The sequence below is a fragment of the Bacteroides faecichinchillae JCM 17102 genome, from assembly GCF_000614145.1.
Lineage (GTDB): Bacteria > Bacteroidota > Bacteroidia > Bacteroidales > Bacteroidaceae > Bacteroides > Bacteroides faecichinchillae.
Window position 1 is genome coordinate 49868 of record NZ_BAKK01000003.1, and the last position, 16249, is coordinate 66116.

The 16249-nt window shown below is 38.6% G+C and carries 14 protein-coding genes and 5 pseudogenes; 7 read left to right on the forward strand and 12 right to left on the reverse strand.

Translation table 11 applies throughout. The features are described 5' to 3' along the window. Positions 1-5 precede the first annotated feature (5 nt). The 3 genes and pseudogenes from JCM17102_RS25820 to JCM17102_RS02150 all read right to left on the reverse strand — a co-directional run bounded on the left by JCM17102_RS25820 (position 6) and on the right by JCM17102_RS02150 (position 2714). Positions 6-850: pseudogene (locus JCM17102_RS25820) on the reverse strand (ion transporter). A 10-nt stretch (positions 851-860) separates the two neighbouring features. Next, positions 861-1841: a lytic transglycosylase domain-containing protein gene (locus JCM17102_RS02145; protein WP_025073791.1), complete on the reverse strand. Its 981-nt coding sequence runs from the start codon at positions 1839-1841 to the stop codon at positions 861-863. Positions 1842-1871: 30 nt separating this feature from the next. Beyond that, the gene (locus JCM17102_RS02150; protein ID WP_025073792.1) at positions 1872-2714 is read right to left on the reverse strand and encodes a DNA-formamidopyrimidine glycosylase family protein; all 843 of its coding nucleotides are present in this window, start codon (positions 2712-2714) and stop codon (positions 1872-1874) included. 121 nt (positions 2715-2835) lie between these two features. On the opposite strand from JCM17102_RS02150, the gene JCM17102_RS02155 reads away from it, so the two are divergent. Beyond that, positions 2836-4176 (forward strand): TIGR01777 family oxidoreductase, encoded by a 1341-nt coding sequence (locus JCM17102_RS02155; protein WP_025073793.1) that lies wholly within the window; start codon positions 2836-2838, stop codon positions 4174-4176. A gap of 12 nt (positions 4177-4188) precedes the next feature. Then, positions 4189-4458, forward strand: a complete 270-nt coding sequence (locus tag JCM17102_RS02160; protein ID WP_025073794.1) for a GNAT family N-acetyltransferase — start codon at positions 4189-4191, stop codon at positions 4456-4458. A gap of 155 nt (positions 4459-4613) precedes the next feature. Here JCM17102_RS02160 and JCM17102_RS02165 read toward each other — a convergent pair whose 3' ends face one another. From JCM17102_RS02165 to JCM17102_RS29410, 3 genes are all read right to left on the reverse strand, one after another. Continuing rightward, positions 4614-4883 carry a zinc ribbon domain-containing protein gene (locus JCM17102_RS02165; RefSeq protein WP_025073795.1) on the reverse strand — a complete coding sequence of 90 codons (270 nt, stop codon included), beginning with the start codon at positions 4881-4883 and terminating at the stop codon, positions 4614-4616. Positions 4884-4960: 77 nt separating this feature from the next. Continuing rightward, the gene (locus JCM17102_RS02170; protein ID WP_025073796.1) at positions 4961-5692 is read right to left on the reverse strand and encodes an SDR family NAD(P)-dependent oxidoreductase; all 732 of its coding nucleotides are present in this window, start codon (positions 5690-5692) and stop codon (positions 4961-4963) included. Positions 5693-5754: 62 nt separating this feature from the next. Next, the gene (locus JCM17102_RS29410) at positions 5755-6060 is read right to left on the reverse strand and encodes a nitrous oxide-stimulated promoter family protein (protein WP_025073797.1); all 306 of its coding nucleotides are present in this window, start codon (positions 6058-6060) and stop codon (positions 5755-5757) included. 57 nt (positions 6061-6117) lie between these two features. Here JCM17102_RS29410 and JCM17102_RS02180 point away from each other — a divergent pair, with 57 nt between their 5' ends. Together JCM17102_RS02180 and JCM17102_RS25825 are read left to right on the forward strand one after the other, a co-directional pair. Further along, positions 6118-6324 carry a hypothetical protein gene (locus tag JCM17102_RS02180; protein WP_025073798.1) on the forward strand — a complete coding sequence of 69 codons (207 nt, stop codon included), beginning with the start codon at positions 6118-6120 and terminating at the stop codon, positions 6322-6324. A gap of 114 nt (positions 6325-6438) precedes the next feature. Further along, positions 6439-7835 (forward strand): annotated as a pseudogene (locus JCM17102_RS25825) (MATE family efflux transporter). A gap of 198 nt (positions 7836-8033) precedes the next feature. On the opposite strand, the gene JCM17102_RS02190 reads toward JCM17102_RS25825, so the two are convergent. Together JCM17102_RS02190 and JCM17102_RS25830 are read right to left on the reverse strand one after the other, a co-directional pair. After that, positions 8034-9023: a fimbrillin family protein gene (locus tag JCM17102_RS02190; RefSeq protein WP_025073799.1), complete on the reverse strand. Its 990-nt coding sequence runs from the start codon at positions 9021-9023 to the stop codon at positions 8034-8036. Positions 9024-9102: 79 nt separating this feature from the next. Then, positions 9103-10742 (reverse strand): annotated as a pseudogene (locus JCM17102_RS25830) (RluA family pseudouridine synthase). A 99-nt stretch (positions 10743-10841) separates the two neighbouring features. Here JCM17102_RS25830 and JCM17102_RS02200 point away from each other — a divergent pair. Together JCM17102_RS02200 and JCM17102_RS02205 are read left to right on the forward strand one after the other, a co-directional pair. Next, on the forward strand, positions 10842-11378 hold the full coding sequence (locus JCM17102_RS02200; protein WP_025073800.1) for an SGNH/GDSL hydrolase family protein: 537 nt from the start codon (positions 10842-10844) through the stop codon (positions 11376-11378). Positions 11379-11474: 96 nt separating this feature from the next. Next, positions 11475-11939 carry a MaoC family dehydratase gene (locus tag JCM17102_RS02205; RefSeq protein WP_025073801.1) on the forward strand — a complete coding sequence of 155 codons (465 nt, stop codon included), beginning with the start codon at positions 11475-11477 and terminating at the stop codon, positions 11937-11939. Positions 11940-12097: 158 nt separating this feature from the next. Here JCM17102_RS02205 and JCM17102_RS31175 read toward each other — a convergent pair whose 3' ends face one another. Both JCM17102_RS31175 and JCM17102_RS31180 read right to left on the reverse strand, forming a co-directional pair. Further along, complete coding sequence (locus JCM17102_RS31175) at positions 12098-12631, reverse strand: HEAT-like fold family protein (RefSeq protein WP_245798464.1); 534 nt, start codon at positions 12629-12631, stop codon at positions 12098-12100. 51 nt (positions 12632-12682) lie between these two features. Beyond that, positions 12683-13048: pseudogene (locus JCM17102_RS31180) on the reverse strand (GNAT family N-acetyltransferase); the annotation flags it as partial. 148 nt (positions 13049-13196) lie between these two features. Between JCM17102_RS31180 and JCM17102_RS02215 the strand changes: the two are divergent. Beyond that, positions 13197-14462, forward strand: coding sequence for a metal-dependent hydrolase family protein (locus JCM17102_RS02215; RefSeq protein ID WP_025073803.1), 1266 nt, complete (start codon positions 13197-13199; stop codon positions 14460-14462). Here JCM17102_RS02215 and JCM17102_RS02220 read toward each other — a convergent pair. After that, positions 14460-14978: pseudogene (locus tag JCM17102_RS02220) on the reverse strand (GNAT family N-acetyltransferase); the annotation flags it as partial. The gene JCM17102_RS02215 and the pseudogene JCM17102_RS02220 overlap by 3 nt on opposite strands. Positions 14979-15061: 83 nt before the next feature. Beyond that, a complete protein-coding gene (locus JCM17102_RS02225; RefSeq protein WP_025073805.1) occupies positions 15062-16150 on the reverse strand; it encodes an acyltransferase in 1089 nt (362 codons plus the stop codon). Positions 16151-16249 lie beyond the last annotated feature (99 nt).

The following is a 16249-nucleotide window of genomic DNA, read 5'->3' on the forward strand; positions in this document are numbered from 1 at the left end:
TACACTTATTCTTCCAACTGGTGTCCGCAATATTTGCAAAACCTGGCATTATCTTCATGCCCCGAACGATGGCAGTTGGGACATTCTTTTTCCATTCTTCGCTTATATTCTTTCATCATGGTCACAGATACGATTCCGGTAGGTACAGCAATAATCGTATAACCGATTAACATAACTATAGCCGAAAGGAATTTTCCGAATCCGGTGACCGGTGTAATATCCCCGTAACCAACGGTGGTCATAGTGACGATGGCCCAATAAATACTATTCGGTATGTTATTGAATTCCGAATTAGGTTGTGTACCTTCTATCATGTACATCACAGTTCCGATAGACGTCACCAGGATAACGACGAAAAGAAAGAATACGGCTATCTTCTTACTACTTTCCCGAAGAGAGGCAAGTAAAAGTTCTCCTTCATTTAAAAAATTAAAAAGTTTGAAAACGCGAAATATTCGTATCAGGCGGAAAGCGCGGATAATTAATAAGTAGCGTGCTCCCGGGAAAAGCAGACCGATATAAAGTGGGAGAGTTGCCAATAAATCGACAATACCGAAAAACTGAAAATATATTTTCTAGGTTGAGGCGAACAGTAAATTCTTGTTATGTATTCGAAAGTGAAAAAAGCGGTAAAAATATATTCCATGATGACAAACGGAGTTGCCAGATAAGTAGGAAGTCCTTTCAAACTTTCGATGATCACTAATAATACACTAAGGAGAATGAAACAGATAAGAATCACATCGAACAGTTTTCCGGCAGGGGTGTCCGATTCAAAAATGATAACATATAATTTATGTTTCAGTTTCTGATCATACAAAAAATGATGGATTCTTTCTTTCAGTTTCATTATCACGTTTTTAATCAATTACCCAATTCTTGTTATAGGCTTCAGTTTTTTTCGGGTCATAGTTCATACCTTCTTGTGTAGGTATTTTGAGAACGTATTTTTTTCCACTTTTGTTTTTTAAAGAATGTTCCCTCAACCATGGGTTTGCATCTCTCAGCTGGGCATAAGTGATTCCTTGTTGTTTGGCATAGTCGTCCAGATTATCAATTTGCGTGGTAACTTCTATTTCTTTATAAGGAATAGGGGGATACAGATGTTCCTTTTTTAACAGAAAACCGTAACGTTGCGGATTACTAAGAACTTCTTTAATAGCAAGCAGACGGAACATATAACGGGAAGTTTCTTCTACTAACCAAAGATCCATGGCATGGTTGGCAAGTTGTTGTTCGAGCTGGGAAGAGATACGTCCCTGTCCGGCGTTGTAAGAAGCGGATACAGCCATCCAGTCTCCGTACTTGGCGTATGCTTGTTTGAAATATTTACATGCAGCTACTGTTGCTTTTTCTATATGATAACGCTCGTCCACATTATCGTTTACTTCTAAACCAAATTCTCTTGCAGTGGCAGGCATAAACTGCCATAATCCGGCTGCACCGACGGGGGAACGGGCGATATTATTCAGATTACTTTCAATAACCATCAAATATTTGAAGTCGTCGGGGATACCGTTTTCTTTTAGCAAAGGTTCGATAATTGGAAAGTATCGATTAGCTCGCTTAACCAATAACATTGTTGTGGAGTGCATGTAAGTAAATGACATCATTTCACGATCCATCCGCTCCCGACGGTCATAACGGCGTAGATCAATAGTTTCACCGTCAAAAGAGACTTTTTCGGGAACAGTTGGAGGAGTGACGCAATAAGGAACTTCCGACTTGGCGGAATGTTGTTCACTAACCATACTACTACCAATCAGCGTAGGAAGCATGGTTCCTATACCAAACACTAAAATAAGAGAGAGAATATAATTAATTCGATACTGTTTTTTCATTTCGTTGTTAAAAGTTTAATTCTAAATTTATTAATCAGAGAGTGTCTGACAGCCTCGGCAATAATAGATACTGCCTCCGAGATAATTTTCTTTTATGATCGTTTCTCCACAGCAGGGACACACTTTTCCAGCCGTATCTTTAGATAAACATGCTACATACTTGCCGTTTTCTCCAAATAAGTCTGTTTCCGTACTACGTCCACCTTGCTGGTAGATGTCATTCATTGTCTCCTTCACTTGATAAAACAAATTTTCCTTCTGTTTGTCGGTCAGTTCACCGATTTTTTTCTTTGGGTGTATGCGTGCATGATATAAAATATCCTGTAATACTCCATTTCCGAGTCCCGGAATTGTCTGTTCTGTTGCTAAAAAAGCCTTGGCGGATTTTTTCTGTGCGCTATCTTGGCAGATGAGATTAAGGAAATATTCTTTGTCGAATGCTTCTGACATCACTTGTGGCTTGTTGCAGGCTGTCAGGTAATATTCAGAAAGAGGAACATTACATTTTCCTTTCAGGAAACACATCAAACCACCATACATACGTACGGAAGCTGTAAGACAACTTTCATCCTCAAATCCTATCAGAAGTTGGTGTTTGGCCGGCAACTTTGTCCCCGGAGCATAATATCGCAAATTTACTCCGTCCGTAAAGACAAGCATTCGGTCCTCTATGGAAATTTCCACCATTCCTCCTTGCGACTGGGCATGGCTGATAACTTTTCCTGTCAGCCATTCTGCATATTCTTCGGGACTTCCTGAGAACCAGGCAAATTTATGAGGAGTAAATAGGGCAAACACATTGGTAATCCGTTTTCCTTTAACAGTATTGTTTAGTTGTTCGCACAAATAACGTGCTTCGGGGGCTTCGATCATATTTATATTTTTTATATTTCGAAAATGTTCTCTTGCAAAGATAACCTCATTTTACTTTTTTCAAAGAACTTTTTTTGCTTTTTATACGTTTTCTAGTATAGTTAAAAAACAATGGATCCATATGAATATAGTAATTACCGGAGCCACCGGATATATAGGCAAACATCTTTCTAAGTTTCTGACTGAAACGGAAGGACATCGGATACTTCCGCTCGGAAGATCGATGTTTCGTGAGGATATGTCCGGTCATCTGATTCAGACGTTGACCCACTGTGATGTTATTATCAATCTGGCTGGTGCTCCTATCTACCGACGTTGGACTCCTGAATATAAAAAAGAATTGTATGATAGTCGTATTAATATAACTCATCATATTATTCGTATTCTGGGCACTATCAAAACGAAACCGAAATTATTTATTTCTACTTCTGCTACAGGATATTATCCTTCAAGGGAAGGAGAAGAACCGAGTGCTGATACAACTGTGTTCGATGAATATAGTAAAGTCAGGGGAGAAGGATTTTTGTCAGATTTATGTTATGCTTGGGAGAAAGAAGCCCATCGATGTCCGGCATCAACGAGAACGGTGATTACTCGTTTCGGTATTGTACTTTCTCCTGACGGAGGAGCTATGCAACAAATGCTGAGATCACTGAAAATGATGAAAGTAGCTACTGCAATAGGTCCCGGAACGCAACCTTTTCCATGGATCAGTATCCGTGATTTGTGTCGTGCAATAGCTTTTATCATTAATAATGAATCATTGCAGGGAACTTTTAATTTGGTTGCTCCCCAGCAAATTACCCAATTACCTTTTACGAATGCAATGGCGAAAGCATATCATTCTTGGATGACAGTTAAAGTTCCCCGCACGGTCTTTCGTTTGCTGTATGGTGAAGCGGCTTCGTTTCTGACCACAGGGCAATATGTTCATCCTACACGCTTACTTGATGCCGGTTTTACTTTTTCAGTACCAACAGTGGATAAATTATTGGAAGGTACAGATCATCATACTGTCAATAATTTGGACCTTTCCCACTATATGGGACATTGGTATGAAATAGCCCGTTTTGATAATCGTTTTGAACGGGGGCTTATTGATGTAACGGCCACTTATACATTACGTCCTAACGGAACGATTCGTGTGGAAAATCGTGGATGTAAAAAGAAAACTCCGTATAATGTTTGTAAAGCAGCTACTGGACGTGCTATTATCCCCGATCTTACTCAACCTGGGAAATTGAAGGTTTCGTTTTTTCCCGGAGTTTATTCTGATTATTATATTATGGAATTGGATGAGGAGAATTATAATTATGCTCTTGTTGGAAGTAGTACTGATAAATATCTTTGGATATTAAGCCGTACTCCACAACTTCCGGAAGAAGTGAAGAAAAAACTGGTAACCGCTGCTGAACGTCGCGGTTATGATACAACACGTTTGAAGTGGATTGAACAACTCTAAAACTATAATAACATGGATTACAAAATTATTCATCAACCGGAACAGAAATTGTTTAAAACGGAAGTAGACGGTCGTACTGCTTTTGTTGAGTATCGTTTGTTGGGCGATAGCCTTGATATTATTCATACGATTGTCCCTCCACCCATTGAAGGGCGTGGAATTGCTGCCGCATTGGTAAAAGCTACCTATGACTTTGCTTTGCAAAATAGACTGAAACCTAAAGCAACCTGCTCTTATGCAGTGAAATGGCTAGAGCGTCATCCGGAGTTTTTATCACTTTAATAAAATACTCCAATTCGGTAATGACAAGCAAACCTCATGGTTATTAAGAGTCGGAGTTATTTTAAGAAAGTAAAAAAAACAGTAATGATGAGTAGTAATATTTGTCCTTCTAATTTGGTATCGTTCTAGAAAAATGGAACAAATATTACAGGATTTTATGATTGCCACCTTTTGAGTAGCGGAAAGAATTCCTTCATACTTGCTCGAGCCTCATCCAAGGTAAATTTTACTTCAGAATCCTTATTAAACTCATTGAGGAACTTTAGATTGTGTTCAATCATTTCGTCCATTGTGCAATCCATAGTAAAATGTCCGTCTGCATAACAATAATGGCAATACTCTTCGTTATTGCTACCATCTGCTTCTTTTCCATAAGTAGAGTCATCTATTGGCATACCACAACTCTGGCAAATTTTCTGTTCCATCTTATTTCTTTTTATATTGTTCAGCAACAAATATAGGTAGTTTTATTGAAAAAGAAACTATCTAACCTTATTAATTATCAATTCGTTTTAATCGGCATTCGTTTCCAGATCCATTGGGGAATCATTTGCCAGAAAAATACGAGAATCCGGTAACGTGTGTCTATAATAGCTACTCGTTGTTTTCTTTTAATAGCCTTAACAATACTATATCCTACTTTGTCCGCCTTCATTAGCATTGGATAATGTTTTCCGTCGTTCAACAAAGCCGTAGCAACGAATCCCGGACGGATATCTGTGAAATAAATATTTAGTCTTTGTAGGTGAACCAGTTGTTCGAGTGCATCGATATAAGTGTTCTGAAAACGTTTGGTTGCAGAATAGGCGGGAGCCACTCCCAGTCCTTTTGTTCCTGCTATAGAACTTATAACAGCCAAATGACCGCCACCGTTTTCTTTGAAATAAGTAAAAGCACTGTCTACCATCCGGATAAATCCCTCCACATTGGTGCGTGCTGTGTCCAACTCTATCTTGCTATCTAAATTTATATTTTGATAACCTATGCCGGAACTAAGCAAGAATAAGTCCATACCTCCTAACTTATTGATAAGTATTTGCAATTTATCAGTCGCTTCTTCTTGGGTAATGTCTAATTCCTCGATTTCTATCTGATCCGGTGCTATTTGCTGAAAGATTTCAAGTGAAAATCGACGTCTGCCAGCTACTCCCAGCTTCCAACCTTCCAGTAAAAGTGTTTTTGCTACTTCTTGTCCGATACCCGAGGTGGCTCCTATGATAATTGCTCGTTTCATGTTGTTAAATATTAAGTTGATGTATTATTCTTTTATTCGGAGTTCAGGAAGAATTGTTAGTCTTATCTTAATAAATGTCGGATAGCTTCCAAAGGAGCATATATAAGCATTCTCGGACCGGAGAAATGCATTACTTGTCGCATTCGTTCTCGCATAATGGGTTTGTAGCAATGGACAGTGCACTGTTTACATGAACTTTTGGTTTCTCCAAAGGGACAATGTTCAAGACGGGTATGTGCATACCGGAGCAATTCTTCACACTTCGGGCAAAGCGTGATATTCTTCTCCTTTTTCCGACAGTAGAGGCGTATCATTATCTCAACTGTTCTTTTTTCTTGTTCAATACGCGATTTCTTTCTTTTCTCCATAACTGAATATGGGAGCAAAGATAATAAACTGACAGAAAACTATTGTATCTTTGTAGCATGAAAAAGCTATTATGTCCGCAGTGTAAGATTGCTGCTATGTATGTGAAGAATGATTTGGGAGAAAGATTACTGGTTTATGTAATGGAGAATGGAGAGATTGTTCCAAAACAGCAAGGAATTTCTATGGAAGGTTACGATTTGACAGAGGTCTATTGTTTAGGTTGCTCCTGGCATGGTTCTCCTAAAAGATTGGTAAAGAGATAATATATCTATGCTTCGTTCTTTTTTTTGATTTAAGTCAATGAAAGAGACGAAGAAAACTAAATTTAATTCGTTGAATTCTTTTTATCTTTGCTCCTGATTTTAGAACACAGACGTATGGCAACTTCTAAAGAAATGACGGCAGGGCCGGCATTACCTCTAATTTTAAAGTTTACATTGCCGTTATTACTTGGCAATCTATTGCAACAAACATATTCACTTGTTGATGCAGCAATAGTTGGAAAGTTTCTGGGAATAAACTCATTAGCTTCTGTTGGAGCAAGTACATCGGTTGTCTTTCTTATTCTAGGCTTTTGTAATGGTTGTTGCGGCGGATTTGGGATTCCCGTAGCGCAGAAGTTTGGTGCACGAGATTATAGTACGATGCGTAGTTATGTTGCCGTCAGCCTGAAACTGGCTGTCGGAATGTCTTTGGTCATTGCTGTTATTACCAGTATCTATTGTGCCGATATACTTCGGATAATGCGTACACCGGAAATTATTTTTGACGGAGCTTATGATTATCTGTTTGTTACCTTTATCGGCATCCCGGCAACTTTTTTTTATAATCTTCTTTCGAGTATTATTCGTGCATTAGGGGATAGTAAAACACCTTTCTGGTTTTTGCTCTTATCTACCGTATTAAATATCGTTCTCGATTTATTCTGCATTCTAGTACTTAATTGGGGAGTGGCGGGGGCTGCCATTGCCACTGTCGTCTCGCAAGGACTTTCGGCGGTTCTATGCTATATTTATATGCGCAGGAAGTTTGAAATATTACAGAGTTCTCCAAAAGAACGGCGATTCCAACCGAAATTGGCTAAGACATTGCTTTATATAGGTATACCTATGGGATTGCAGTTTTCCATTACTGCAATTGGCAGTATAATGCTTCAGAGTGCTAACAATGCATTGGGAACGGCTTGTGTAGCGGCATTTACATCGGCTATGCGTATCAAAATGTTCTTTATCTGTACATTTGAGAGTTTGGGCATTGCATGGCAACTTACAGCGGACAGAATTACGGAGCCGGTAAACCGGAACGTGTTTGGTTAGGAATTAAAGCCAGTGTACTGATGATGTTAATTTATACAGCATTGACTTTTGTACTGTTGATGGTGGGATCTAAGTATTTTGCTTTGATCTTTGTAGATCCTTCGGAGACGGAAATTCTGAAAAATACAGAACTCTTCCTTCATGTTGCTTGCTGCTTTTTCCCTGTACTCGGATTGCTTTGTATTCTCCGTTATACCATTCAGGGAGTGGGATATACGAATCTTGCTATGTTTTCCGGTGTTTCGGAAATGATTGCTCGTATACTAGTCAGTATTTATGCAGTGCCGGCTTTCGGTTTCATAGCCGTCTGTTTTGGTGACCCTACCGCGTGGATCGCAGCGGATTTATTTTTAATTCCTGCATTTATTTATGTCTATCGCAGGTTAAAGAAAAGTTGTCTCACACCTATATCTTCTTCCAAAGAAGAGGAACTGGAATATTCTGTTCCATCCAATTAATAACAGATATCCGAATTGATTTAAAAGAAAGAGCTTTTACGAATCCCTATCTATAGATAATGAAATGTCCTCCTAAAGCAAAACACAAAACTTTAGGAGGACATTTCATTTTTTGGAAAAGGTGTAAAATTAGATTGTTAATCTTTTGGAGGCGGTTTCGTGTAAATAAAGATTTTTCAAACTTTTTGGGTCCTCCATTTAATTTTGTATTGGATAAATGGGGTTACCACTTTCGTCTACATCGGTCCATTCTTTTACGCTGACATTAGCAAATGAAACAGAGTTTTCATTGATGATCGCTCTGAATAAATAAGAATTTCCTCCTTTTAGGTTATTATCGGGTGGGGTGACGGAAGCGATATAAGTACGTATGGTGTTTTCTCCGTTCACCAGTAGTTCCAGAGTTAAAGTCATAGGATCGGAACTTTTCAAAGGAAGCATAATATACTGAATGGTAAAGTCATTGATACCCATTGTTGCTGCTTGAGCATAAGTTGTTTCGGAGGAAATAATTCCGGTTGATAGATCCATAATAGCTCCGGGTTTTGTTGGAGTGATAGTGGCCGAGATTATTTTATTGAGCGTAATATTTTCGCCTCCGTCTATTGTAATAACTACTTGTGTAGCTGCATGTTGAAAAGAAATCGGAATATTTATTTGAGAGCTTGTTACATCCTGATGTAAAGCACTCCACCAAAGGTAATCTACTCCGTTAGATAAAGGTTCGGATATTCCTTTCGTAAAGACAGGAGCAGGATTTTTAGTGTTACAGGATACAGCATAAAAACTGTAGATGTCGTTGCTCAAATACATTTTATATCCTTGAATTCCAGACAATACTCCGGGAGAAGAAGTAATGTAATCTCCCTCTTCGACAGGAGCACCGTTGATTGTGTCTCTGGTATTGGATTTGTATGCAGACAACCAGCTCTGTAGACCTTTACCCATGGGAGACATAGCTCGTGTCATGTTTCTGCTTTCCACAGAAGCACTGAATGTTACCAACGTTTTATCTTTGGTCGGATCTCCGTTGTCATTATTATTGTCACTGCCGTTGTCTCCGTTATTTTCACTTCCATTTGGGACGGTAACGTCAATGTAGATATTGTTTTTGGAACATGATCCTAATAGTAGTATCACTAAAGCTGATACAGCAAAATGCTTTGTAAGTCGAAACTGGATGTTCATAGTTAGGTTCTTTTTGAAAATTAGTAATTGTCTTTATATACATTTCAAAAAGAATTTAGTTCACTACAAAAGAACGTTTTTAGAATTCCGCCTCTTTTTGCAGACAGATTGTTTCGCCATAAACAGGATGGCAGAACTCAATATATTCGGCATGCAAATAAAGTCTGTTGGCTTTCATTCCATAAAGTTCATCTCCTACGATGGGACAACCTAGACCTTGCGGATGGGCAGCATGTATGCGTAACTGGTGTGTGCGTCCGGTTTTTGGAAAAAAGAGGATACGGATATATTTTCCCGAACTTTCCAATACCTGATATTCAGTGATTGCAGTTTTACCATATTCTTCGCTGACCATTTGCCGGGGGCGGTCTAATGGATTCAAGCAAAGAGGAAGTTCGATCCTTCCGTTTTTCTTTATTGGTTTTTCAAGTTTGCTTCCATCGAGTAGAGCAATATATCGTTTCTTGATTGTATGATTTTCAAATTGTGCTTGTAAATATTGATGCACTTCTTTAGTTTTAGCAATGAGTAATAATCCGGAAGTTGCCATATCCAGGCGATGGACAATCATTGGTCCAGTTGCATTTGGATATTTTTCTCGCACACGTTGAAAAACAGAATCTACTGTTTCAATTTTACCCGGTACAGATAGCATTCCGGAGGCTTATTGACTACTAGTAACCATTCATCCTCATAAACAATTTCTAGCTCCATGTGTGGACGTATGTTAGCGGTGAGAGGATTTTCGTCTACTTCCAATCCTTGTAGCATATGTTTCAAGATGGGCTCACATTTGCCTTTACAGGAAGGATAATAATAACCATGATGTCGTACTTCTGTTTTAGGTGAGTTTCCCCACCAAAATTCAGCCATTGCTAAAGGTTTCAATTGGTGGAGATAAGCATATTGTAATAATTTAGGTAATGCACATTCACCAGCTCCTCCGGGAGGAGTCTTATGTACCGTTTCTTTAAAAATAGTACATAGGTCTTTTACTTCTCCTTTGGCATTTAGCATTCGGAACTGTTGGAAAAGTTTCTGTTGTAAGGCAGCGGAACGTTCTTTCCTCTCCATCTTTAAATCTTCTATGGCTGTCTCGAATGCTACAACTTCTGCCTTTCGTTTTTCTAATAATTTTTTCCATTCCCGTTCCAATCTCTTAAAATTGGCTTTCTGAAATTGGCTTTCTTTGATAAGAGCTGTTTGTTCTTCCTCAGAAAGAGAAGCTACGGATCGACGTCGGAGCTCCCTTGCTTCTTTGTTTGCTTTCAGTTCGGCTTTGGCTTTGGTTAATGCAACGGTTGCCTGTTCAGTTTCTGTTTTTAGTTTTTGTTTTAAAGTCAGATAGGTGGTGTCGGCTTCCAATTCTTTTATTCGTGAATTAATAGTAGAGATTTGTTCTTCTTCTATCTTGAAGAAACCTTGTGGTTGCAATAGATCATAGACAGGAGGGACAAAAAAAGGATGTAGATTTTTTCCTGCCAGATTGCCGGAGAAAGCTGCCAGATAACTTATCACTTCTTTATTGTCCTGTACAATTAGAACACCGAACATTTTACCCAAAGATAATTCTTCTTGCCATTTCACTTGCGTCTCAATAAATGCTTTTACCTCTTCTGTGGCTAACACGCATAATGGATGAGGCGTATAATGAAAAGGATATGTGAATTTCTCCGGTAACGGAATGTGAGAAATCGATTGGCTGAAAAAATGTTTCATCAGTTCGTATATAGCTATCTTTACGGATACAAAAGTAAACTAAATCTGCGAAATTTGTTCTATATTTGTTTTAGAGTTTAAAAGGTATCGAAGAATCGTATGGAGAATAAACCGAAATTTGCCTTTGTAGGCAACAGTCATATGGCATTCTGGGCTTTGAATGTCTATTTCCCGCAGTGGGAGAGTTTCAATTATGGTGCTCCCGGTGGAGGATTGTCCTATGTGGAATCATTTGATAAAGATACTTCTGATTGTCAGGTCGTTATTCAGTTTAGTACGAATGATATTTATCAGTTGAATGAGGAAAATGTGGATGATTATGTGGAACGATATGTGAAAGCTGTACTTGCTATTCCTTCCTTGAAAACATTTCTGTTCTGTATTTTTCCTCGTAATGATTATGATGATTATAGTACAACAGTGAATCGCTTTATACGTATTCTTAATCAGAAAATACAACGTAAACTGGCAGGAACGAATATTGTTTATCTGGATGTATTCAATCGGCTATTGTCGGATGGACGATTGAATCCGGAAATGACTATCGATGATTTGCATCTGAATGGAAGAGGATACAGTATATTATCAGATACTTTGAAACAAGCTGTGCTCAGATCCAACGAGTCCTCTTTGTAAAAAATAGCTTTTATTCTTTATTGAGAGCCATATCATTTATTTTTCCTATTTTTGCAGCCAATAATTAATGTATAATCTCCATAAAACAATAAAACTATGGCTCAAGTAATTATTAACTCGTATGAAGAATTTGAAAAACTGGTTGGACAACAAATCGGCGTTTCCGATTATGTAGAACTTTCTCAGGAACGTATTAACCTTTTTGCTGATGCAACTCTGGATCATCAATGGATTCATGTGGACACAGAGCGTGCTAAAGTAGAAAGTCCTTATAAAAGCACCATCGCTCATGGTTATTTGACCTTGTCTATGCTTCCTTATTTGTGGAACCAGATCATTCAGGTGAATAATTTGAAAATGATGATCAATTACGGTATGGACAAAATGAAATTTGGTCAGGCTGTGTTGTCAGGTCAGAGTATACGTTTGGTAACTACGTTGCATTCATTGACGAACTTACGTGGTGTGGCAAAAGCAGAGATCAAGTTTGCTATTGAGATAAAAGACCAACCTAAGAAAGCATTAGAAGGAATAGCAGTATTCTTGTATTATTTCAATTGATAAGTAGGTCTTTACCTTTTATTGATACTAATTTTTCTCTTGCGGAATAAATAGATGATGCGATTCTGATATTTCAAAATCGCATCATTTGCGTAATAGATAACTGATGTAATGTTATTAAAAATATGCCTTTGCCTTATTTTCTTCATTTATCCCATTCATTCTTTTTGTTTCTTCTTTTTCGATAGATTTCGTATTACCGATTTCACAGCTGCTGATCCTTGTTCTTCTTTAGCTATTTCTATCATCATCCAAAACTCTTGCAATAATTCCGGAATCGGTTGGCAAAGCTTATAAGCCAGTTTGATACAAAGGCTTTGTATGCCTGGTGGTTCTTGTTTAGAAAGCATGTGGTTCAGGCAGAAGTCTAGAAAATCTACTCTGGTGGTATCTTTAAAAGACTGTTTTTCCAATAATTGCAAAAGAATCCGTCTTTTTCCGGAATGGGGACAATGGAGAACTTCATCAATAAGCCCTTCCTGTTTGCTTTCCAGCCATTTTCTTTCCGAAGAAGGAAAATGACTGCATGTCCAAAGAGCCTGATAGGAGATATAATTGTCTTTGTCAAAAATCAGTTGGTAAAGCTCTTCTTTACGTGAACTGTTGTATTTTATTTGATATATGAGAGAGTGAATATCCTCGATATGGAAACGTTTGGATAACTGATTGACGAAAGGAGCCGTTATTTCCATGTGTAAAATAGGAAAAGGTTTGCCGGAAGAGTCCGTTGCGTCGCGTCCGATTACATCAAATCCTCTGTTTAAATAAAACTGCAAAGCTTTTTCGTTCTGTTCATTTACATCTACTTTAATTATCTGTTTTTTGTTTACGGCAAAGTCAATCAATTGTTTGCCATATCCTTTCCCTTGTGCATCAGGATGAACAAACAGCATTTCAATTAATTCATCGCTTAATCCCATGAAAGCAACGATTCGGTTATCTTCACGACGTATGATGTACAAATCTACAGCCGGTAGATATTGTTCCCGTACCAATGGTTTGTAATACTGAATGTTCTCTTCCGTCAAGAAATGATGCGTATTACGAACTGAAGCTTCCCATAACAGAGTCAGCTCCTTATAATCTTGCAGAGTGGGTTGAGAAATCATGTGATTGTATCAAGTCTTTATTATTTATTCATGCAAAGATAGTTTTTTATGGAGATATTCAATGCCGGAATCAGTCAATCATCCTTAAAGGGACGAACAAAATGCGGATAGATAGGTTGTAATTGCTTGAAATCAAATTAAAGTAGTTATGAATCAGTCTGTATTAATTAATGGAGTATTAATCTTCGACGGAATTAATGAGAAGGTTATCAAAGGGAATGTTCTAGTGGAAGAAGGACGTATTCAGAAGATCTCTGAGTTGCCGATTTCTGCTGAAGGAGTAACAGTGATAGATGGAAAAGGTAAGTTTCTCATGCCGGGATTGATTGACGCTCATTGGCATTCGTATATGTCATGCAATACTATGATGGATTTGCTGACAGCGGACGATGCTTATACTCAGTTTAAAGCGGGACATGAAGCCGGAAAGACATTATTACGGGGATTTACTACCATTCGAGATGCAGGCGGTCCGGTTTTCGGATTAAAGCGTGCGATTGATGAAGGGATATTATCCGGACCAAGGATTTATCCGAGTGGTTCCATCATCTCGCAGACTGGTGGGCATGGTGACTTTCGGGCAGTTTATGAAGAACCTCGTCCGTTTGATTGTTGTGGACTGACACATACCGAAGAAATCGGAGCTGCGATCATTGCGGATGGGGTAGATGCTGTTACTGTGGCTGCCCGTAACAATCTTCGTTTGGGGGCCAGTCAGATAAAGTTGATGACGGGTGGGGGAGTTGCTTCACTTTATGACCGTTTGGAAGATACCCAATATTTTGAAGAAGAGATTAATGCAGCAGTAAAAGCTGCGGAAGATGTCGGTACTTACGTGATGGTTCATGTATATGTGCCGAGAGCAATTTCCCGAGCTATTCATGCAGGAGTGAAAAGTATTGAACATGGTCATTTGATTGATGAACCAACGATGGCACTGATTGCAGAAAAAGACGTATGGCTAAGTATGCAACCATTTACTTTGGAAGATAATCAATATCCGACAAAAGAACAACAAGCTAAGCATGAAATGGTGGTTCATGGTACGGATAGTACTTATCAGTTGGCAAAGAAATACAAGGTAAATTTGGCATGGGGAACCGATTTATTGTTTAATCCGGCTAATACAGTCAATGAGAATAAAGGAATTGGCAAATTACAAAAATGGTTCAGCAACTTTGAAATCTTGAAAATGGTTACTCATGATAATGCGGAGTTACTTGCTCTCTCCGGTTCACGAAATCCTTATCCGGGTAAGTTGGGAGTCATTGAAGAAGGGGCTCTGGCTGATCTGATTCTGGTAGAAGGCAACGCTTTGGAAAACGTCACCCTTCTGGAGAATCCGGAAAAGAATATACTTTTGATTATGAAAGGCGGACAGATTTATAAAAATACCCTTTTATCAAGCGAGTAAATAATAACACAGATGGTCATATATCTGTCCGTTATAAATCTGTTCTGCTTGATGAAGTATTCCTTCATAGATGAATCCGTTCTTTTTAAGAACTTTTTGTGAACGTTCATTGTGTGGATAGCAATTGGCAGATATGAGTTGGAGTTTCAGTTCTTCAAAACCATATTGAAGTACTGCTTGTGTAGCCTCAGTTGCATATCCATGTTCCCAATGCGATTCGTCAATCCAATAACCCAACATTCGGGTTTGTGGATTTTCCCGTTTCGGATCGGGAACAAGCCCGATGGAACCGATCAAATGCTGTGTGTCTTTGAGCGTGATTGCCCAAACATTTTCTTGTCCGATGAAAACAGTTTGAAGAATAATAAGAGACTCTTCAAAAGTTTCGTGCGGCTTCCATCCTGCATTGTTTCCTAAATTGGGATTATGGCAAGAGATAAAAAATTGCTCTGCATCACTTTCGGAGAAGGGGCGTAATAACAAACGTTCTGTATGGAGAGTTGGTGATGCTATCATTTCGAGGATGTAAATTAAACTGTGTCAAGCAACGCAAAACGCAGATTGCTTGACACAGCTATGATTTTTATTAATTTAGATAATTATCCTATTATCCATTTACTGCCTGGTATGAATGAGATAATCTTTGCAGTTACATAACAGCTAATGAATGTACTTACTGCAATACATGGAATGGCAGCAACGGTTGGTAATGCCAGTGTGCCTTTGAATACTGTTACCCAAAATCCGAGCCAGAATATGTGCATAAGGTACATACCATAGCTGAGTTTTGATAATTCTGTTATGATTCGTGGAGACTTCGGACTGTTTATACATGTAAACATAAGGAATGTTCCTGCAGTGAGAAGCACACAGTTGATTGTGCAGAAAGCCCACCCAATCTCTATTATAGGGGTGGAATGAGTTATTCCAGGTATAGCCTGAACATAGAATGAGTAGATGGTCCATGCAGCACCGACAATCATTAAAATGGCTCCTATAGTGAGACGTTTGGAACGGTTCCATGTAAGGTGTACATGTATGTAATGTGCAAGTACAAGGTACCCCAAGTAACCAGAGAAGTACCACAACATGTGATATTCATTCCAAAAACATTGTCCCCACAATTCACCGCACCAACGGTTGAGATACGGCATACATGTTGATAACAGGAATAACCCTATGAAGAAACGCTCTTCTTTTGCCGTAGCTTTTTTCAGCCATGGTGATATAATAGGTATGAACAGATAAATACTGATCAACGGATACATGAACCAGAAATGTCCGGCTTGTGACGGGAAGTTCAGTAATAATCGTGATAAATCCTGTATTGATGTTGCTCCATCTATTTGTCCCCACAATAATGGTAGGGTACTGTATAATATCATGAATATGAAAAATGGTGGCAGAATACGGAGGCAACGCTTACCATAGAATTGCCATGTGGTCTGTCCCTCCTTCATGGGAGCAAGAAGAAAGGCGGAGACAATTATAAACAATGGTACTGACATGCGGGAAAAACCGTCATACAAAGATACCCACAACCGATCTGCCTCATTGGCTAAAAAAGATTGCGGACCTGCCATGTCTGTGGAACCAGGAGCACCATAAAAGTTTTCACTAGCGTGGACAAGCATGACGAGAAAGCATGCAAATACGCGTACATAATCCAAAAAAACAATGCGTTTCATTTTTGTTTGAGTATTCTTGTTAGTAATAGTAAGATGATTTCAGTTTTGTCTTTTTATACGAAGCATGCATTCATGACAGAGATACTTTGTTGATTTTCC